Source organism: Halorussus sp. AFM4 (assembly GCF_051194995.1).
Taxonomy (GTDB): domain Archaea; phylum Halobacteriota; class Halobacteria; order Halobacteriales; family Haladaptataceae; genus Halorussus.
The window spans coordinates 202,309-222,710 of the sequence record NZ_JBNTJT010000005.1; the positions used below are offsets into that span (position 1 = coordinate 202,309).

Here is a 20,402-nt window from a genome sequence, read left to right on the forward strand (position 1 = left end):
CGTCCTTCCCGAATCAGGCGGCTACCCGATACGATCTCCGTCGGTCAGTGAGTAGTGCAAGGAGCGCGAACAGGATGTAGTTGATGCCACCGACGGTGACCCGTCCTTGGTGATGCCAGACCCCGTCTGATGGATGTCTGTTCTCGTGATGAAAAGGAGGCGTCTCTTTCGGACTACATATAGCCGTCTGCGAACTCGTCGATCATGAGGCGGGGATCATCGCCGAGGGGATAGAGGATGGGACACTGACAGCCGTTCTCTGCGTACTCGCGGACCTTCTGCCGGCACTGTTCGGGCGTGCCGCTGGCAGTCAGCTTGTGGACCACCTCGTCGGGGATGAGGTGCATCCCCTCCTTGATGTCGTCCTTGTCGGCCGGCCAGCCCCCGATGGCCTCGCCGACCTCGTCGATGAGGTCCTGGCTCACGCCGCTCGCCTTCATGATGTGGGGCTGCTGGCCCAGGTACTGGGTGATGAGTTCCCGGGCGTTGTCGAGCGCCTTGTCGGTGTCGTGGTCCATCGAACAGACGACCAACTGCGGCCGATCGATGTCCTCGAGGCTCCGGTCGGAGCGTTCGGCCCCCGTCTCGAGGGCGTCGAGCGCCTTCTGGTTGTACTCTGGGCTGACGAGGTAGTTGAGCAGGGCCCCGTCGGCGAAGTGACCGGTCAGTTCCAGCATCTTGAACCCGGTTGCGCCGACGTAGACGGGCACCGTGCGGGGCCCGGAGTCGCCGTGGACGACGTCGAGTTCGATGTCACGGACGTTCACGAACTCGCCGTCGTAGGTGACGTTCTCCATGTCGAGGAGCTGTTTCGTCACCTCGACGCACTCGCGCATCGCTCGGAGGGGGTTCGAGCGGTCGATGCCGACCTTCTCGGCGAGCGGGTCCCACCACGCACCGATGCCGCAGAGGATACGGTTCGGTCCGGCGAGTTCTTCGAGCGTGCTCATCGTCTGGGCGATGAGTGCCGTGTTCCGGGTCCAGTTGTTGATCACGCCCGATCCTATCTTGATATCGTCGGTCATTGCGGCGTACGCCGCCATAGGGGTGATGGCGTCGCGGGCGAGGCGAGACTCGGCTTGCCAGACCTCGTCGAAGCCGTTCTCCTCGGCGTACTGTACAAGTTCCATGTTCTCCCGGATGGAGTGTTTGTCCTGGAGGTAAAGCCCGACACGGTCTCCTCTATCGCTCACTCTGTTCGTATCGCTCATGGAGTCCTTCTTCAAGTAGACCGACATCTCATATATAACTATGGGTGTGTCTAACAACAACATCCTGCCACGCGATTGGACACACCGTATGTGGCGGTTCCTAGCTCGATCTGTCCGGACGGGAACCGGCGACACTCACCGGCCGCGTCCGCCTTACTCCGAAGGAACCTGTTCGGTCACTTTGCGGTCGAGATGCGGGCGAGCGTCGCCGTCCCACTCCTCGGTCGAACGGAGGACGGACCCGTTCCGGGCAGCCGTCCGTTCGCCATCCTTGACGGCGATCTCGCCCCCGACGAGCACGTACTTCATGCCGTCGGTCAGCTGATACGGGTCCTCGTAGGTCGCGTTGGCCGATACGTCCGAAAGCTCGAACGCGACGAGGTCCGCCACGTATCCCTCCTTCACGTACCCCCGGTCCTCGAGCCCGAGGATGTCGGCCGGCCGGCCGGCGGCCTTGTAGACCATGCGTTCGGGCGAGAGCACCTCGCGCTCGTTCACGTAGCGTTCGAGGATACGTCCGAACGTCGCGATGGCACGGGGGTGGGGCTTCCCGCCGAAGATACCGTCGGTGCAGAACGTCCCCCGCTCGTCAGCGAGGAACCGTTCGATATCCTCCTCGGACATGATGAAGTCGGCCATCGTCACGTCGAGGTCCTCTTCGACGAGTAGCTCACACATCGCTTCGACGGGGTCGAGGCCACGCTCGTCGGCGATGTCGGCCACGGTCTCGCCCTGATGCGCACCGCTGGCGGTCCTGGTGATGAGGATGTTGTCCCACGTGCCGGCCGCCCGGGCGAGATTCTCCCACTCACCGGGTGAATCGATATCGTCGGCGATACGGCCGACCGTTTCGTCGTCCCGAAGTCGTTCAAGGATGTCCGCGGAATCCCCTTGGCGGGCCCACGGTGGCAAGAGCGCGGTCAGCATGGTCGACCCCGCCGTGTACGGGTACTGGTCGAACGAGACGCGGTGGTCGGCCGCTTCTGCCTCGTCGAACAGCGAGAGCACGGCCTCGGACCTCCCCCAGTTCTGTTCCCCGCCGACCTTGAGATGGGAGACGTGCGCGTGACAGCCGCCGCGGCGGCAGATATCGATGTACCGTTCGATGGATTCCACGACGTAGTCGGTCTCGTTCCAGACGTGTGATATCATGAACGAGTCGCGTTCGGCGAGTGTCTCCGCCAGCGCCTCGAGTTCGGTATCGCGCCCGTAGGAGCTCGGCGGATAGATCATCCCCTTCGACATCCCGAACGCACCGTCATCGATAGCCATCTGCAGTTCCTCCTGCACAGTGTCGATCTCCGTGTCCGAGAGCTCGCGGTCCTCGAACCCCGCTACGAGGGACCGCAGGTTCCCGTGTGGGGCGTAGTAGGCCGCGTTGACGGCCGGGTCGGCGGCGTCGAGTTCGTCCAAGTACTCCCCCACCGTCTCCCACGGCCACTCCCCGTCGATGGTCCCGTCGAGCGACTGGACCCGTGCGGCCCATTCGGACTTCAGGTCCGCCGGCACCGGTGCGACGCTGACGCCATCCTGTCCGAGTACCTCGGTCGTGATGCCCTGGGTCAGTTTCTCCTCCGCCCCGGGCCTGTGGAGAAGCCGCAGATCCGAATGGGCGTGCATGTCGACGAACCCCGGTGCCAGGTACGCCCCGTCGAGGTCGATGACGTGCTCTACGCCGATCGGGTCGTCGGCGATGCGTTGAATCCGGCCGTCGGTGACCAGCACGTGTCCGTCGAACGCATCTCGTCCACTTCCGTCGAGAATCCGTGCGTTCCGCAGTTCGAGCGAGTCGCTGCGCTGTGGAGCCATAGGCTGAAATCGCGTATCACGACTTTTGTTCTTTCGGTAGGTTGGTAGGTTGACACGTACGGCCGTCGGCGGACTCCAACGCGACCACAATCCGGACAGACACCGTCCACGCGAGCGAGATCGTGAAGAGACGGTATGTCGGCGGAATGTTGAAGTTGGTACTCCCGGTTGATTTGTGTATGCCGGATGTTGCAATCGATGACCAGCGGTTCAGAGAACGGTTCGAACAGTTCAGCCAGATCGGCGCCACGGAGAACGACGGCGTCAACCGACCGTCGCTGACCGACGAGAACAAGGCAGCGCGCGACCAGATCGTCGAGTGGTTCCGCGACGCGGGTCTGGAGGTGACGATCGACGAGATGGGGAACATCTTCGGTCGACGCGAAGGCTCCAACCCGGACCTCGATCCGGTCATGTTCGGGTCCCACGTCGACAGCCAGTACAACGGAGGGCGATTCGACGGCGTCATCGGCGTCCTCGGTGCCCTCGAAGTCATCGAGACACTCAACGACGACGACGTCTCGACCGAACGGCCGTTGGAGGTCGTCTCCTGGAGCAACGAGGAGGGCGTCCGGTTCCAACCGGACATGCTCGGGAGCGGGGTGTTCTGCGGCGTCTTCGACCTGGAGTACGCCTACGAGCGCGAGGACAAGGACGGCAACACGTTCGGCGAGGAGCTCGAACGCATCGGCTACAAGGGCGAGGCCCCCTGCGAGCCCCGCGACCTGCACTGTTACTTCGAGATGCACGTCGAGCAGGGACCGTTCCTCGAACAGCAGGACCTCCCGGTCGCCGCCGTCGAAGGGGTGTTCGGCTTCTCCTGGATGAACGTCACGTTCGAAGGCCAGGCCAATCACGCCGGTCCGACGCCGATGAACATGCGCCACGACGCGATGGTCGCGACCAGTGACATCGTCCAGGCCGTCCGCCGCCTCACCGCCACCGAAGGAACGGATCTCGTCGGCACGGTCGGCAGCGTGGACGTCTGGCCGAACGCGATCAACGTGATCCCGGAGACCGTCGAGTTCACCATCGACTTCCGGTCGTACGACGACGACGTCGTCGAGACGGCCGTCCAGCAGATCCAGCGGGAGATCGAACTGGCCGCCGAACGCGAAGGGCTGGAGTACGAGTTCGAGGAGATCATGCGCATCGACGCAGACCCGTTCGACCAGGACTGCATCGACACCGTCGTCGAATCGATCGAGGAACGCGGCTACGACTACACACGACTGGTCAGCGGTGCCGGCCACGACGCGAACTACCTCAACAAGATCTGCCCGACGAGCATGATATTCGTCCCGAGCGTCGACGGCATCAGTCACCGCGAGAGCGAGTACACCGAGTGGGAGGACATCCTGGTCGGCACCGACGTTCTCCTCGGTGCGGTGCAGAAGAAGGCGAACGAGTGAGGCCCTCGAACTCTCACTCCTCGTCACCCGCGACTTGGTTCACAGCCCCTCACGGACGGTGTTACGGGCAAAGCCTTTGAGATTGCAGCGTCAGACTCTAAGGTGGACATGATACTTTCGGGGACCGTGGTAGCCGACTCGTCGACTGTCATCCGTGACGGCAGTGTCGTCGTCTCGGACTCGCGCATCGAGGCGGTCGGCAAGCGCGAGGAACTGCTAGACCTGTATCCCGACCACAGGCGGGAGGAGTACGACGTTCTCATGCCGGGGCTCGTCGGCGGGCACGTCCACTCCGTCCAGTCGCTCGGTCGCGGCATCGCCGACGACACCGAGCTCCTCGATTGGTTGTTCGACTACGTCCTCCCGATGGAGGCGTCCCTGACCGCCGACGAGATGGAGTCGGCCGCGAAGCTGGGCTACCTCGAACTCATCGAGACCGGGACCACGACCGCCATCGACCACCTCTCGGTCGCGCACGCCGACCGCGCGTTCGAGGCCGCCGGCGAGATGGGGCTGCGCGGCGCCATCGGGAAGGTCCTCATGGACCGGCGGTCACCGGACGGCCTGCTCGAGGACACTGACCGTGCACTGAACGAGACCGAGCGACTCATCCGGCGGTACCACAGGTCCTACGACGACCGCATCCGGTACGCCGTCACACCGCGGTTCGCGGTCTCCTGCACCGAGGACTGTCTCAGAGGCGCTCGCGAGATAGCGGATGCATATGACGATGTCCGTATCCACACACACGCGAGCGAGAACCGCAGCGAGATCGAGACCGTGGAGGAGGATACCGGGATGCGGAACATCCGCTGGCTCGACGAGGTCGGACTCACCGGCGACGATGTCGTACTCGCCCACTGCGTGTGGACCGACGAGTCCGAGCGGGAGATACTCGCAGAGACCGGCACCCACGTCACCCACTGTCCGTCGTCGAACATGAAACTGGCCTCGGGCGTCGCACCCATCTCGGACTACCTCGACCGAGGCATCAACGTCGCGCTCGGTAGCGACGGCCCGCCCTGCAACAACACGCTCGACCCCTTCACCGAGATGCGCCAGGCCAGCCTGCTTCAGAAGGTCGAGCACCTCGACCCGACGGCGACGCCTGCGGAGACGATATTCGACATGGCGACGATCAACGGTGCGAAGGCCGCCGGGTTCGACCGAGTCGGCAGACTCCGAGAGGGCTGGCGTGCCGACATCATCGGCATCCGGACCGACATCACCCGTGCGACACCGCTGCACGATATCCTCTCACATCTCGTCTTCGCGGCTCACGGCGACGATGTCGTTTTCACCATGGTCGACGGTAACGTCCTCATGGAGGACGGGGAGGTCATGACCGCCGACCCGGACGAGGTACGCCGTCGGGCGAATGAGATCGACCTCGACCTCGAGGAAGCGCGCAAGGTTGCCCGAAAGGTCAAGCCATAGGGTAGTCTTCCCCCGGGTTCCTCCTCCAGGTACGACGCGGATTCCGTGTTCTCCTGTATCTCGGTAACTGGACCCACGTTCGGCACGACGCCCATCGAGGGCTTCGGTTCGCCACCCCGGCCCGTACACCCTCAGAGGGCAACGGCGGCGACTTCACCGAGATACGCTCATTCCGTGGTTGGCAGATTCCCCGCATCATACCCCCATTGACGAGTTGCCATGGATGATGTGCCCGACCCGCCACCCATCGCCACCTCCCGAACGCCGCGACGGACCGAATCATTATGGGTATCGGTCACATACATCGCCCCGTGAAGATCGACGTGAGCGGCCTGGTCTGTCCGCAACCGGTGCTGGTCGTTCGCCGGTGTCTGGCGGAGCTGGACCCGGGGGACGAACTGGTCGTCGTCGGCGACTATCCGCCGGCGGAGCGGAGTATCAGGCGGACCTGTTACAAGCACGGATACGACGTGTCCGACGGTCCGCCTCGCGACGCCGAGGACGAGTTCTCCGTACAGATTCGCGTGACCGAATCGGTGTCGTCCGTCGACGAACCGCCTGTCAGCAGCTGAACTGGCCGTCGCAGTGGAGTCGCATCTGCGGCTGTATCGAGTTGCGAACTGTAGACGTTCTCCGACTGCTACTGGAACCGAACGGTGAGGTCGTGCATCCCCTCGTTGTTCATCGCGAGGTTGATGAGCAGCGGCGTGATGCTCTCGACGACGCCCGTGTTGGCGAGCGGCCCGCCGTCGAGGGCGCGGATTCCCGTGATGTCTTCGGCCAGCGACCGGACCACCTCCTTGGCGTCCCCGTCGTCTCCGGTCACGACCACGTCGGCTGCCAGGTCGTTGTCGAGGTCGGTGAGCGCGCCCGCAGCGAGGTTCTGGAACGCGCCGACGACGGGGATGCCGGCCGGTGCGGCCGCCGCGATGGCTTCCGCGACGGTTCCCGCCGCAGGCGGGTCGTAGTGGAACCCGTCAGCGTCGCGTGTCATCTGGACGGCCGGACTCACCAGCACGTCGCCGTCGTCGAGCGCCGGCACGACCGCTTCGACCGTGTCGGACGCGTACTGGGGTGGAACGCTCACCACGACGATTTCACCACGGGCCGCGGCCTCCTCGTTGCCGTATCCCTCCACGTCGTGCTCGACGCCGCGCTCGGTCAACTGCGTCTGGTAGGCATCGGCCTTGCTCCTCGCTTTCTCCGGCATCCGGGAGCCGATGAGGATGGTGTGGTCCGTGTCACGCGCCCAGCGCAGTGCGAGTCCTTCACCGATGTCGCCGGTACCGCCGAGGAGTGCTATCTCCATGCGGTTGAGAATCACACCCACATTGAAAAATATACGTGTCGTGTGGAATCTTCTGTCGGGACGTGCGGTCGTTGGCCGGGAGTTGCCACACGATTTGCGCCGAGACGTGGCGGCGGAACCGTTCTGTGAGCGTCTTGGCGGTGTAGCTCTGCCGGCGATCCGTCTCGGCTTCCGAGGCGAGAAGGACCCATCCCTCTCAATTCCAACCATAGATATTTGTGTTGCGCTCTCACATCTTACAGTACAACTGGTGTGCCACCAGTGCACATAACGGAGGCAACATCGTGAAGATCGACCTGACAATCAACGGCGAACGGGAAGCTGTCGACGTCGGCGGCGAGGAGGACCTGGCGACGGTACTGCGACGAGAGGGATACACCGGCGTGAAGTGCGGCTGTGACGGCGGCGTCTGCGGAGCGTCCAAGGTGCTGGTCGGCGACGAGGCGAGGATGGCCTGCGGCATGTCGGCCGAGGAGGCCGACGGCCACGACATCACCACCATCGAGGGCCTCGGTAGCCAGGACGATCTGCACCCCATCCAGCAGGCTTTCGTGGACCACTTCGCGGTGCAGTGCGGGTTCTGCATCCCCGGCATGATACTACAGGCGAAGTCGCTGCTCTCGGACAACCCCGATCCGTCCGAGGCGGAGGTCCGCGACGCCATCGACGACAACATCTGTCGCTGTACGGGCTACCAGAAACCGGTCGAGGCGATCCTCGACGCGGCCGGACGTCTGCGCGGCGAGCAGGCCGCCGTGACCGACGGCGGTACACCAGCCGCATCCGGCTGTGGAGGTGGATCCCATGAGTGACGACGCGAACGAACCGAAGGCGGACGGCGGAGCGGCATCCCAGCCGGTCGGGGAGGAACTCGATGAACCCGAGGAACATCCCCTCGAGTGGGACGAACCCGCGAACAACAGGAAGGCGCCCGACGAGCGCGCGAGCGTCTCCCAGCCGTCCGAGAAGGACGACGACCGGAAGCTCGTCACCGGCGAGGCGAAGTACACCTCCGACTACGACGAACAGTTCCCCGACCTGGCCCACGCCGAGGTCGTCCGGAGCGAGATCCCACACGGCAGGGTGGTCGACATCGACACGAGCGAGGCCGAATCGATGGACGGCGTTCACGCGGTCCTCACGCCGTGGTCCGACGAGGTCCCGGACGCGAAGTACACGAGTGCAGGACAGTCCTACCCCGAACCGAGCCCGTGGGACATGAACGTGCTCAACGAGCGCGTCCGCTACGTCGGCGACCCCATCGCGGCCGTCGCCGCCGAATCCGCCGAGACCGCCGCGGCCGCGGCGGAGTCTATCGCGGTCGAGTACGAGGAGGACGACTACGTCCTCGACCCCGAGGAGGCGTTCAGCGAGGACGCCCCGCAACTCTTCGAGGAGGACGATGTCGAGAACAAGATCGTCGGCCACGACTACGACCGTAACCGGATGTCCCACATCGAGGGGGAGATCGGCGACGTCGAGGCGGCGATGGAACAGGAGGACGTTCACGTCCACGAGACCGAGTGGGAGACGATCCGCCAGTCGCACGCACAGGTCGAGAAGCACACCTCGTTGGCGTACACCGACGAGGACAACCGACACGTCCTCATCACGAGCACGCAGGTCCCGAACCACACGCGGCGCCAGCTGGCCCACCTGTTCGACATCCCGATCCGGGACATCCGGGTGAAGAAGCCGCGCGTCGGCGGTGGCTTCGGCGGGAAGCAGGCGATGGTCGTCGAACCGATCCCGCTCGCGCTGTCGCTGGCGGCCGACCGACCGGTGATGTACGAAGCGTCCCGCGCCGAGGAGTTCTACGCGATGCGTTCGCGCCACCCGATGAAGGTGCGAGCTCGCTCCGCGGTCACCGACGACGGCACCATCGAGGCACTCGAGCTGTACGCGCTCTCGAACACCGGCGCGTACGGGAGCCACGGGATGACGGTCGCGGGCAACGTCGGGAGCAAACCGATGCCGCTGTACTCGAAGGTCCCCAACGTCCGGTTCGAAGCCGACATCGTGCACACGAACACACCCCAGACGGGCGCGATGCGAGGCTACGGAGCTCCGCAGGGGACCCTCGCGCTCGAAGGCCACCTGGACGAGGTCGCGCGCGACCTGGACCTCGATCCGGTCGAGTTCCGCCAGCGCCACTACATGGAGGTCGGCGATCTCGACGAGATCGCGGGCATGATGGGCGGGGAGGGCGCCAAGCGTCGCATCCGGTCGTGCGGTCTCGACGAGTGCATCGAGCGCGGCAAGGAGGCCATCGGCTGGGACGACATCGACCAACCCGACGCCGACCACCTCCACCGCGGAATCGGTATGGCGCTCTCCGCACAGGGGACGGGCGTCGCCGGCGACGAACTCGGCGCCGCCCAGATAATGATGAACGAGGACGGCTCGTTCCACCTGCAGGTCGGCGGCGTCGACATCGGGACGGGAGCCGACACAGCGTTCATCCAGATCGCCGCGGAGGTGCTCGGCGTCGACGAGGACGACATCGTCGTCCGATCCTCGGACACCGACACCACGCCGTTCGACTACGGCGCGTACGCGTCGTCGACGACCTACATCAGTGGGATGGCCGTCAAGAAGGCGGCCGAGGACGCGAAGGAGCGGATCCTCCACTGGGGATCGAAGCTCCTCGACGAGCCCGCGGAGGACCTCGAGACCGGCGGTGGGGAGGTCTACAGCGAGGAGACCGGCGATAGCGTCTCGCTCGAGGAGGTCGGGTTCGAGGCCGCCTACGGCGACGAAGAGCGCGAACACATCCTCGGGAAGGGCACCCACTGCACCGAGGAGAGTCCGCCGCCGTTCGCCGCGCAGTTCGTCGACGTGACTGTCGATTCGGAGACCGGCGAGTTCGAGGTCAACGAGATGGCGGTGGCGGTCGACTGCGGCGTCGCCATCAACCCCGGCATGGCCGAAGGACAGATCGAGGGCGCGAACCACATGAGCTACGAGATGGCGGTCAACGACGGTATCACGTTCGACGACGAGGGTCGCGCCGAGGTCAGGGACTTCGACGACTACGAGTTCCCGACCGCGGCCGAGTCGCCGCCGATAGAGTCCATCCTGGTCGAGACACACGAACCGACCGGGCCGTTCGGCGCGAAGTCGGTCGCCGAGGTACCGACGAACACCGTCCCCCCAGCACTCAGTAATGCGATCCGTGAGGCTGTTGGCGTCCGCATCAACGAGATGCCGATAACGGCAGAGAAGATAAAGCGGGCACTGGACGAATAGGGCCCAGTTCATCAGCGATTCTTTCTGTCAGTGTTTCACTGACGGTTCCATCGTTCTCTGAAGCTGCCTGTACTGGTACGCATCACCTCTGTGTAGGACTCGCTGACGGCATCATCCTGGATTCAGAAGGCCATACGTGGACTACCACGCTGTCTAACCGACCCTACGTACGCAGCAAGCTTGACACTCCGACTCGACCGACGTTATGGACCGCGTGATAAGATATTAGTCCTCCGTCGATGATACTGTTCGTATGTCAGGTGTTATCCCGAGGCATACAGATGGGATTCCACAGCGTCCGTTCCGAGACGGGGGTGTCTGGCGATGACCGACCCCGTCGACCTGCTGATCCGCGGGACCCTGGTGAACGTCAACACCGGCAACCTGGAGGACCGTCCCGTGGCGGTCGACGACGGTGAAGTTGTCGCCCTCGAGGAACGGCCGGCAGAGCGCGAACTCGAGACCGGATACGTCGCGCCGGGACTCATCGACGCCCACATGCACGTCGAATCGTCCATGGTGACGCTCGCGCGGTACGGCGCCGCCGTGGTTCCGCGGGGCGTGACCAGCGTCATCCACGACCCACACGAGATTGCGAACGTGCTCGGCGCACAGGGCGTTCGTGAGGTCATCGAGGACGCGAGACACACGCCGTTGAAGGCCCGGTTCACCGTTCCGTCGTCGGTGCCGACGTCACACCTACAGGACGGCGGTGCGACCGTTGACGCCGACGACGTGGCGGAACTACTCGACGCAGAGAGGGTCGTCGCGCTCGGCGAGGTGATGAACATCCCGGGCGTGCTGGCCGGCGACGAGACCATCCACCGCAAGGTTTCGGCTGCCCGCGAACGCGGACTGCCGGTCGACGGGCACGCGCCGCGGGTGACCGGTTCGGACCTTCAGGAGGTGGCTCGATACCTCGACAACGATCACGAGAGCATCGCGCTCGACGAGGCCCGCGAGAAGGTGGCCGCCGGCCTCCGCGTCTACCTCCGCGAGGGCTCGGCGAGCAAGAACCTTGAGGACCTCGTCGAGCTCGTCGACGATGTCGACACGCGCCGGCTGTCCCTGTGTACCGATGACCGTGACGTCGAGGACCTGGTCGAGCGAGGTGGCGTCGACTTCGCCGTCGAGAAGGCCATCCGATCGGGCGTAGACCCGGTCGAAGCGGTCCAGATGGCGACCATCAACACGGCCGAGAGCTACGACCTCCCGTTCGGCCGCATCGAACCCGGGGCACCGGCTGACCTGGTGTTGCTTGCGGACCTCGAGTCGTGGGACGTCGAGCACGTCCTCGTCGACGGTCGGCTCGACCCCACCGCCGGTGCGGGCGAACCGCCGGCGTCGGCGGTGGCGACCGACACCGTCGAGTTCGACCGTGTGACAGGCGCGGACCTGGCGATCGAACACCCGGGTCCCGGTCCGGTCGAGGTCCGCGTCGTAGACGCCGAAGGTGGCCTCCAGACCGCCGGGATGACGGCCGAGGTCCCGGTCGTCGTCGGGGGCGCGCCAGGAGCGTTGGAGGGCGCTCTCGTGGCGGATACGGACGCGGACGTCCTTCCGTTGGCGGTCATCGAGCGGCACGGCGGCGATGGCGGTATCGGTCGGGGCTTCGTCCGTCAGCTCGGTCTCGACCGCGGTGCCGTCGGCTCCACGGTAGCTCACGACGCGCATAACTGCATCGTCGCGGGGACCGACCATGATGCGATGGCGCAGGTCGCCAACCACCTCCGAGATATCGGTGGCGGGGTCGCAGCGTACGATCCCGCGTCGGACGACCTGACGGCGCTTCCGCTTCCGGTCGCCGGACTGATGTCCGACGAACCGCTCGCCGACGTCAAACGGAGGTTCGAGACGGTCGAGGCGGCCGCTCGCGAGATTGGACTCTCACACGACGGGGGACTGATGGAACTGTCATTCCTGGCGCTGGAGGTAATCCCGGAGTACCGACTCACCAACAACGGACTCGTCGACGTCGATGCGTTCGACTACGTCGACGTTCTGGCTGGTAGTTGAGCTATCTGTCACTACGTTCCGTGGCGTCCTTCGTTCGCGCTCGACCTGTCGAAGAGACGGAAACCGCAGCGATGGCTTAATCGTCGTCCTCCACGGCGGCACTCGGTCCGAGGTCCGTGGAGCTCTCGTCGACTTCGCCGCGGGTTCTCGGGATGAGGTTATCGAGGAGCAGCGACACGAGAGCCGTCACGACGACGGCCTCGCCGAAGAAGGTCTGTGCCTGCTCGGGGAGCTGCTGGAGCACCTTCGGCCGCGTGGCGACGCCGAGGCCGAGGCCGATGGATGCGGCGATGATGACCATGTTGCGCTGGTTGAGTCTGACGTTGTCGTTGAGGATCTTGAACCCGTTGGAGAGGACCATACCGAACATGACGAGGGTGGCACCCCCGAGGACCGGGTTGGGCATCGTCGAGAACACTGCACTCACCTTCGGGACGAATCCGAGCACCACGAGGACGGCTCCCCCGACGGCGACGACGAGCCGGCTCATGATACCGGTGAACGTGACGACGCCGACGTTCTGTGCGAACGAGGTGTTCGGGAACGCACCGAACAGCCCGGCGAGCCCGCTCATCACACCGTCGGCAAGCAGGCCGCCTCTGAGTTCATCCTCCTCCGGCTCGCGGTCCTCGACAGCCGTGATGGCCGAGATGTGCCCGATTGTTTCCATCGACGTCGTCACGTAGATGACGCCGAGCATCAGTATCGGAACGGGCTCGAACGCGATACCGAACTTCAGCGGCGACGGGAAGGCGAACCACGCCGCTTCGGCGACTGGGGTGAAGTCAACGAGTCCGAGGACCGCAGCGGCAACATACCCGGTGACGATACCGATCAGTAGGCTCAGAATCCGGACGTAGCCGTCAAACAGCTGGTTGAGGCCGACTGCGACGACGAACACGAGGCCGCCGACAGCGAGGTTCACCGGCGCACCGTAGTTCGATGCGTTGACTCCGCCGGCAAGGTAGTCCATCCCGACCGGGATGAGGTACAGGCCGATTATCACGACTATCAGGCCGTTCACGAGCGGCGTGAAGTACTCCTCGAACCACTCGAACTTCCATCCGATGAATATCTCGACGACGGCACCGACGACGCACGCGCCGAATGCAGCGGGCAAGCCGTACTGGGTCGCCACGCCGATTATCGCGCCGACGAACGCGAAGCTCGTCCCCATGACTATCGGCAATCGAGCACCAATCGGTCCCACAGGTATCGCCTGTACGATCGTCGCGAGTCCGGCGAACAACAGCGCCATCTGGACCAGGAACGTCGTCTTCCCCGTCGCGAGACCGACCGCGCCGGCGATTATCAGTGGCGGTGCGATGTTGGGGAGGATCATCGCCAGGATGTGCTGCAGTCCCAGCGGAATCGATTCGTGCATCGGTGGCTTGTCGTCGACACCGTAGATGACGTCGACGCTGGAGTCACTATCCGCCATGCCAAGATATCACAGGGTGAACCAACATATACCTTGCTACTAGTAACCATATACCAAATGGAGGACCTGAATGTTCTATCGATTACGGATGGATGAGTGATATCCGACAACGGCCGACGGCATCCTCCTGTGGCGGATGACCTCCAACCCGAGGTGCGGGCGAAGCGCGAACGTGCCCGACCTAGCTGACCGTCTGCATCAGGCCACTCGTCCGGACGACGAAGTAAACGACGAACGCCGCGGCGAGCGCCCACTGGCCCACGCGGACGTCGTCCCACTCCCCCTGCGCAGTCTTCACCACCGGATAGCTGATGATGCCTGCAGCGATGCCGTAGGCGATGGAGAACGTCAGCGGCATGATGAGGATGGTCATCCCCGCTGGAATAGCGTGCGAAAGGTCGTCCCATCGGATGTCAGTCACGTTCTGCAGCATGAGCAGCGCCACGACGACTAGCGCGATGTGAGAGGCGTACAGCGGGATCGCGGCAGCGAGCGGCACGACCACCAGCGCTGCGAGGAACAGCAGTCCGACGACCAGCGCGGTCATCCCGGTTCGACCGCCCTCCTCGACGCCGGTCGCGGACTCGATGTAGGTGGTGACCGTCGAGGTGCCTATCATCCCGCCGACGGTCGTTCCGATGGCGTCGGCCATCAGCGGTTTCTCGATCTCGGGGAGGTTCCCGTCTTCGTCGAGGAAGCCGGCGACCTGCGAGACGCCGGTGAGCGTCCCTGCGGTGTCGAAGAAGTCGACGAAGAAGAACGTGAAGACGACGAGCGCGAACGCGAAGGCGTCGACGTTCTGGAAGCCCTGAATGAACGCACCGACCAGCGGTGTGATGTTGTACTGTGCGTTCGGAATCTGCGCCGTCAACGTCCCGGCCTCAACCAGGCCAGCGGCTTCGATGGCGTAGCCCGCGACCGTCGTCGCGATGATACCGAGGACGATGGACCCTTTGATTCCGCGTGCATACAGCATCAGGGTCAGGAACAGACCCAGCACTGAAACGATAGCGATGGGGTCGGACGCGACGCTGCCGAGCGTTACGAGTGTTGCCGGATCGTCGACGACGATCCGCATCTCCTCCAAACCGATGATGGCGAGGAACAGTCCGATTCCCGTCCCGACCGCGAACTTCACGGGTTCCGGGAACAGATGGATAATGTACTTCCGGGCACCAGCTGCCGTGAGGAGGATGAACAGCACTCCTTCGGTCACGACCGCTGCAAGAGCCGTCGGCCACGGGATACCCAGCGCGCCGATCACGGTGAACGCAAAGAACGCGTTCAGGCCGAGGCCCGGCGCCTGGGCGAAGGGTCTGTTGGCGTAGAACGCCATCACGAAGATGGCCACCGCGGCCGCCAGAACGGTGACAACGGCCAACATCTGCCTGACCTCACCCGGTGCATACCCGTCGATGATGATACCCGGTTTCGTGCCGGGTATCCCGGCCATGATCGCAGGGTTGACCACGACGATGTACGACATCGTCAGGAACGTCGTGATCCCCGCGAGTATCTCCGTGCGGAGATCGGTGCCGTGCTCCTCGAATCCGAAGAAGTTGGCGAACCACGACTCCTCCACTACCTCCCCAGTCTCGGGCTCGTCGCTGGCTATCACTTCATCTGGGTTGGCCTCCCCTGACATGGAGTATCGTGAATATCGATACCACACAACATCATATAACTTGTTATTTATAACTCAATACGAACGTAATAAAGACTGTTTGCCAAACTCCAGTAGAAATTTGTGTCCTCCGTGGAGCAACCTACCGGCCGTCTTCTGTTTCTGTGCGAGCGATACCTCACGTCGCGTCCGGGGGAGTTGCCGACTCCCACTGTGAAGGGGACGCCGGCGAGTCGTCGACCACCGACCTCGATCGGTGCCAGCAGAGTGGAGATCGAAGCGTACCGCGCTGGTCAGTCTTTCGCCGCGACGGCCTCTATCTCGACGCCGACACCCTTCGGAAGGTTCGCAACCTCGACCGCGCTCCGGGCCGGCGGGTCTTCGTCGAAGTACTCGCTGTAGCTCTCGTTCATCTCGTCGAAGCTATCGATATCGTCGAGGAAGACGGTCACCTTGAGGACGTCGTTCATCTCGAGTCCCTCCTCGGCGAGGATGCCCCGTATGTTCGATAGCGACTGCTCGGTCTGGACGGCTATCGGCTCGTCATCGAGCAGCTCCCCGTCGGGCGTCATCGGAATCTGCCCTGCTGTGAAGACGATGTTGCCGTTCGTCGTCGCCTGACTGTACGCACCGACCGCTTCCGGAGCATCGTGCGAACTGATTACGCGTTTCACGGGTCAGATGATTCCGCACTCACCCTTAAATCCACATGTACCGCCAGTAGTTACGTACGTACTGTGGTCATGTCGTCAGGTTCTCGTCTCCGCTTGACGGTCGCGCGGCCGTCACCGGTCTCGAGTCGGAATCCCGCATCTCGGAGCCACTCATCCGACCGTCCGCGTCCGTGGAGCAGAACCTCCTGGAGGTCGTCGGGTTCGTCGACGTCCACACCGAAAAGGTAGGAGTCGAACCGGGTCACCGACGCACCGCACCGCTCGGCGATGTCGAGGTGGTCGAGATACGAAGCGCCGTGGTAATCGACCCGGAAGTCTGGGTGGCGGTTTACGAGTGCGTTCGTTCCACCACCTGTGCCCCGCGCGAGAACCACCTCTCCCGAGGCTTCGAAGAGCCGGGAGCACGCTGCCGGCGTGAGCATCGGGAGGTCTGCCATCACCACAGCAACAGGTTCCGCAGACGCGTTCAGTACCGCGTTGACTGCCCGACTCAATGGTCTGTCGTCCACGAGCGTCGTCGCTCCGGACACCTCGATGTGTGTCGGGGTCAGCACTTCTGGGGTGGTATCGGTACTGCGGATTGCCTCGACGACGTCGGCCAGCATTACACGCGCGAACTCCCCTCGCTCGCTCTCGCCGAGAACTGCGTCGAGTCGGGTCTTCGGGTCACGCGGGTCGAACGGCACCACGACTCTCATGATTGCAAATCGCTGCGCCGTCCCTTAATTGTACCCGTCTCTGATACCGATAATGTCATCTTGACTGGCCGACGGTGGTGAATCCCTATCTGGTTCCGATGAGTCCAGGCGCTCTGTCCATCCTGCCAAACGGTGTGTGGACGAATGTGTCCTGTTGCCAAATCGCTTGGCGCCTTCTGTGTGGTCCGATCTTGATCTTGCAGGTTAGCTCAGCTTGGAGGACACGAATCTCCCTCAGGTGGTCGATACCGTCATCCGAGCCGACGGGGTCCCTCGGGGCCAAGTCTGAGCAACCTCGTGAGGAGCCCCGAGTGTGACGAGTTTGTCTCCTGTTCGAACCTTCATCGACGTGAGGTGGGCGACAGTTCCGCCGGAGCACCTCAGCAAATGTTTTATTACGAATTAATCATAGCAGAAACCTCGACAGTTTATTTATGCTCCACAGCCAGAGTGTTACAGTATAACCTACCCCAGGACGGTGGTTCGCTTGCAGGTGCAACTACAAATCAACGGTGAGGAAAAGCGGTTGGAGGTATCGAAATCGGATAGCCTTCTCGACGTTCTACGGGAGAACGGATACACCGGTGCCAAGCGGGGATGCGATACGGGTGCGTGTGGGTTCTGTACGGTCATGGTCGACGGTGAACCGGAGAAATCGTGTGTGACGCCGATCGCTAAGGCGGATGGGACTGAGGTCCGTACCATCGAAGGCCTCGGAAGTCAGGATGACCTCCATCCGGTCCAGGAGGCCTTCGTCGACAACTTCGCGCTGCAGTGTGGGTTCTGCATCCCCGGCATGATAATGCGCTCGAAGGCCTTGCTTGACGAGAACCCGGACCCGACGGAGCGACAGGTCCGGGAAGCACTGTCGGACAACCTCTGTCGATGCACCGGCTACAAGAAGATCGTCGAAGCTGTCCTCGATGCGAGCGACCGTCTCCGCGACGACGAGGCCGTGGCTGCCGACGGTGGGCTGCCTACAGACGTGACGGATGCGAGCGGCTGTAACTGCTCGTGCAGCGACTCGGTCGGAGGTGATAAGAGATGAGCGAAGGCGAGGACGAGCGTCGCGAAGCCGACAAGACCGAACCGGATGGCGGGGCGGTCAAGGAGCTGGACGAGTCTCAGACGGAGGCCGTCGAGACCGGAGAGGCGTCGACGGAACGACGGGAACGCGAGAACATCAGCGAGGACACCGAGAAGTACGACGCACGGAAGATCGTCACCGGGCAGGCGCGGTACACCGCGGACTACCGCGAGCGGTTCCCCGAACTCGCGGAGGCGAAGGTCGTCCGCAGCGACATCGCCCACGGCTACGTCACCGACATCGATACCAGCGAGGCCGAGGCGATGGACGGCGTCTATGCGGTCGTCACACCGTGGGACGACGTCGTCCCGGACAAGGCCTACTCCAGTTCCGGCCAGTCGTACCCCGAGCCGAGTCCCTGGGACCTGCGCGTGCTCCGGAGACACGTCCGATACGTCGGCGACCCCATCGCGGCCGTCGCCGCGAAGGACAAGGAGACCGCCGACCAGGCTGCACGGAAGATCGACGTGGAGTACGAGGAACTCGACGCGGTCTTCGACCCCGAGGAGGCGTTGTCACCCGACGCACCGCAACTGTTCGAACCGGACGAGGTAGAGAACAAACAGACCGGCGCCGACTACGAGCGCAACCTCGAGTCCCACTTCGAGGGTGAGCTCGGCGACGTCGAGGGCGCTTTCGAGGAGGCCGACGACGACCATGTGCTCGAAACCGAGTGGGAGACCCCCTATCAGTCCCACTGCGTCCCCGAACCCCACACCACGATAGCGTACACCGACGAGGACAACCGATACACGTTCATCACGGCGACGCAGGTCCCCTTCCACACGCGACGGCAGCTCTCGCTCCTGTTCGACGTGCCGATCCGCGACATCCGGGTCAAGAAGCCGCGGATCGGCGCCGGATTCGGCTCGAAGCAGGAGATGGCCATCGAGCCGATCGCCTTCGCCCTGCACCTGAAGGCGGAGATGCCCGTCAAGCTGGAGATGACCCGCCGCGAGGAGTTCTACGCGCTCCGATTCCGCCATCCGATGCGGATGCGGATGCGGACGGCCGTCTCGGAAGACGGCGACCTTCGAGCGATGGACCTCTATACCCTGTCGAACTCCGGCGCGTACGGCACCCACGGGATGACGGTCGCGTTCAACGTCGGGACGAAGCCGCTCCCGCTGTACCCGCGGGTACCCAACGTCCGCTTCGAAGGTGATGTCGTCCACACGAACCTACCGATGGGGGCGGCCATGCGCGGCTACGGTGCGCCTCAGGGCCACTTCGCCGTCGAATCACACATGGACGAGGTCGCCCGCCGACTCGACATGGACCCCGTCGAGTTCCGGAGGAGAAACGCCGTCCGCGAAGGGGACATCGACCGGAACGTTGCGATCCTCAAGGACGGCGACCGGTTCGTCCGGCGCATCCGGTCGTGCGGTCTCGACGAGTGCATCGAACGCGGCAAGGAGGCCATCAGGTACGACGATCTCGACCAACCGGACGAGGAGCATCTCCATCGAGGCGTCGGGATGGCGATCATCGCACAGGGGAGCGGCGTCGCCGGGAAGGAGTTGGGCGCCGCCCAGCTCAGGATGAACGAGGACGGCTCGTTCAACCTGCAGGTCGGCGGCGTCGACACCGGGACGGGGACGGACACGATGTTCAGCCAGATCACCGCGGAGGTCACGGGATGTGACCCCGAAGACGTCGTCGTCACGTCCTCCGATACGGATCTGACCCCGTTCGACTACGGTGCGTACGCGTCGTCGACGACCTACATCAGCGGCCAGGCGGTGAAGAAGGCGGCCGAGGACGCAAAGGAGCGGATCCTCCACTGGGGATCGAAGCTCCTCGACGAGCCCGCGGAGAACCTCGAGACCGGCGGTGGGGAGGTCTACAGCGAGGAGACCGGCCACAGCGTCTCGCTCGAGGAGATAGGCTACGAGGCCACGTACGGAGACGACGAGCGCGAGCAGATCATGGGCAAAGGCCACCACTCGACGGACGAGAGCCCACCGCCGTACGGTGCCCAGTTCGTAGACGCGACTGTCAACGAGGATACAGGGGAGTTCGAGATCAACAAGATGGTCTTCGCCGCGGACTGCGGTGTCGCCATCAACCCGCCCCAGGTCGAGGGCCAGATCGAAGGCGGCGAACACATGAGCCTCGAGTTCGCGACCAGCGGCGGTCTCGAGTTCGACGACGACGGACAGCCCAAGACGCTCGGCTTCCGACTGTACGGTATGCCAAGGACCACCGACCACCCACCGATGGAGACGATCCTCGTCGAGACCCACGAACCGACCGGGCCGTTCGGTGCGAAGTCCATCGCCGAACTGCCGACGAACGGCGTCCCGCCGGCGCTCAGTAATGCCATCCGCGATGCCGTCGGCGTCCGGATGAACACGCTCCCCATCACGGCCGAGAAGGTCAAGCAGGCGCTGGCGGAACGCGAAGGCTGAGCGATCGTCGGGCGAGATCGGGGC

15 protein-coding genes are annotated in these 20,402 nt (G+C 63.9%); 8 read left to right on the top strand and 7 right to left on the bottom strand.

What is annotated here, in order from left to right; translation table 11 throughout:
• Window positions 1-173: 173 nt before the first annotated feature.
• Both ACQUQF_RS21140 and ACQUQF_RS21145 read right to left on the bottom strand, forming a co-directional pair.
• Window positions 174-1,211, bottom strand: a complete 1,038-nt coding sequence (locus ACQUQF_RS21140; RefSeq protein WP_435181184.1) for an LLM class flavin-dependent oxidoreductase — start codon at window positions 1,209-1,211, stop codon at window positions 174-176.
• A gap of 153 nt (window positions 1,212-1,364) precedes the next feature.
• Entirely contained in the window at window positions 1,365-2,936 is a 1,572-nt protein-coding gene (locus ACQUQF_RS21145) for an N-acyl-D-amino-acid deacylase family protein (RefSeq protein WP_435181186.1), read from the bottom strand.
• A 263-nt stretch (window positions 2,937-3,199) separates the two neighbouring features.
• Here ACQUQF_RS21145 and ACQUQF_RS21150 point away from each other — a divergent pair, with 263 nt between their 5' ends.
• From ACQUQF_RS21150 to ACQUQF_RS21160, 3 genes are all read left to right on the top strand, one after another.
• Window positions 3,200-4,432, top strand: a complete 1,233-nt coding sequence (locus tag ACQUQF_RS21150) for a Zn-dependent hydrolase (RefSeq protein WP_435181187.1) — start codon at window positions 3,200-3,202, stop codon at window positions 4,430-4,432.
• Between the two features lie 108 nt (window positions 4,433-4,540).
• Window positions 4,541-5,869 (top strand): 5'-deoxyadenosine deaminase, encoded by a 1,329-nt coding sequence (locus tag ACQUQF_RS21155; RefSeq protein WP_435181188.1) that lies wholly within the window; start codon window positions 4,541-4,543, stop codon window positions 5,867-5,869.
• Window positions 5,870-6,180: 311 nt separating this feature from the next.
• A complete protein-coding gene (locus ACQUQF_RS21160) occupies window positions 6,181-6,441 on the top strand; it encodes a sulfurtransferase TusA family protein (RefSeq protein WP_435181189.1) in 261 nt (86 codons plus the stop codon).
• A gap of 68 nt (window positions 6,442-6,509) precedes the next feature.
• On the opposite strand, the gene npdG is transcribed toward ACQUQF_RS21160, so the two are convergent.
• Window positions 6,510-7,178 (bottom strand): NADPH-dependent F420 reductase, encoded by a 669-nt coding sequence (gene npdG / locus ACQUQF_RS21165; RefSeq protein ID WP_435181190.1) that lies wholly within the window; start codon window positions 7,176-7,178, stop codon window positions 6,510-6,512.
• A gap of 284 nt (window positions 7,179-7,462) precedes the next feature.
• Here npdG and ACQUQF_RS21170 point away from each other — a divergent pair, with 284 nt between their 5' ends.
• From ACQUQF_RS21170 to ACQUQF_RS21180, 3 genes are all read left to right on the top strand, one after another.
• A complete protein-coding gene (locus ACQUQF_RS21170; protein ID WP_435181191.1) occupies window positions 7,463-7,990 on the top strand; it encodes a (2Fe-2S)-binding protein in 528 nt (175 codons plus the stop codon).
• Entirely contained in the window at window positions 7,983-10,427 is a 2,445-nt protein-coding gene (locus ACQUQF_RS21175; RefSeq protein ID WP_435181193.1) for a xanthine dehydrogenase family protein molybdopterin-binding subunit, read from the top strand. The genes ACQUQF_RS21170 and ACQUQF_RS21175 overlap by 8 nt, the downstream gene beginning before the upstream one ends.
• 324 nt (window positions 10,428-10,751) lie before the next feature.
• Entirely contained in the window at window positions 10,752-12,443 is a 1,692-nt protein-coding gene (locus tag ACQUQF_RS21180) for an adenine deaminase (protein WP_435181194.1), read from the top strand.
• Window positions 12,444-12,519: 76 nt separating this feature from the next.
• Here the strand turns inward: ACQUQF_RS21180 and ACQUQF_RS21185 are convergent, their stop codons facing one another.
• The 4 genes from ACQUQF_RS21185 to cofC form a co-directional block, all read right to left on the bottom strand.
• Window positions 12,520-13,884, bottom strand: coding sequence for a uracil-xanthine permease family protein (locus ACQUQF_RS21185; protein WP_435181195.1), 1,365 nt, complete (start codon window positions 13,882-13,884; stop codon window positions 12,520-12,522).
• A 181-nt stretch (window positions 13,885-14,065) separates the two neighbouring features.
• Window positions 14,066-15,529 carry an NCS2 family permease gene (locus ACQUQF_RS21190; protein WP_435181196.1) on the bottom strand — a complete coding sequence of 488 codons (1,464 nt, stop codon included), beginning with the start codon at window positions 15,527-15,529 and terminating at the stop codon, window positions 14,066-14,068.
• A 272-nt stretch (window positions 15,530-15,801) separates the two neighbouring features.
• Window positions 15,802-16,182, bottom strand: a complete 381-nt coding sequence (locus ACQUQF_RS21195) for a Rid family detoxifying hydrolase (protein WP_435181197.1) — start codon at window positions 16,180-16,182, stop codon at window positions 15,802-15,804.
• A gap of 50 nt (window positions 16,183-16,232) precedes the next feature.
• Window positions 16,233-16,880 (bottom strand): 2-phospho-L-lactate guanylyltransferase, encoded by a 648-nt coding sequence (gene cofC / locus ACQUQF_RS21200; protein ID WP_435181198.1) that lies wholly within the window; start codon window positions 16,878-16,880, stop codon window positions 16,233-16,235.
• Window positions 16,881-17,367: 487 nt separating this feature from the next.
• On the opposite strand from cofC, the gene ACQUQF_RS21205 reads away from it, so the two are divergent.
• Both ACQUQF_RS21205 and ACQUQF_RS21210 read left to right on the top strand, forming a co-directional pair.
• Window positions 17,368-17,928, top strand: coding sequence for a (2Fe-2S)-binding protein (locus ACQUQF_RS21205; protein ID WP_435181200.1), 561 nt, complete (start codon window positions 17,368-17,370; stop codon window positions 17,926-17,928).
• A complete protein-coding gene (locus ACQUQF_RS21210) occupies window positions 17,925-20,378 on the top strand; it encodes a xanthine dehydrogenase family protein molybdopterin-binding subunit (RefSeq protein ID WP_435181202.1) in 2,454 nt (817 codons plus the stop codon). Before ACQUQF_RS21205 ends, ACQUQF_RS21210 begins: the two co-directional genes overlap by 4 nt.
• Window positions 20,379-20,402: the final 24 nt, after the last annotated feature.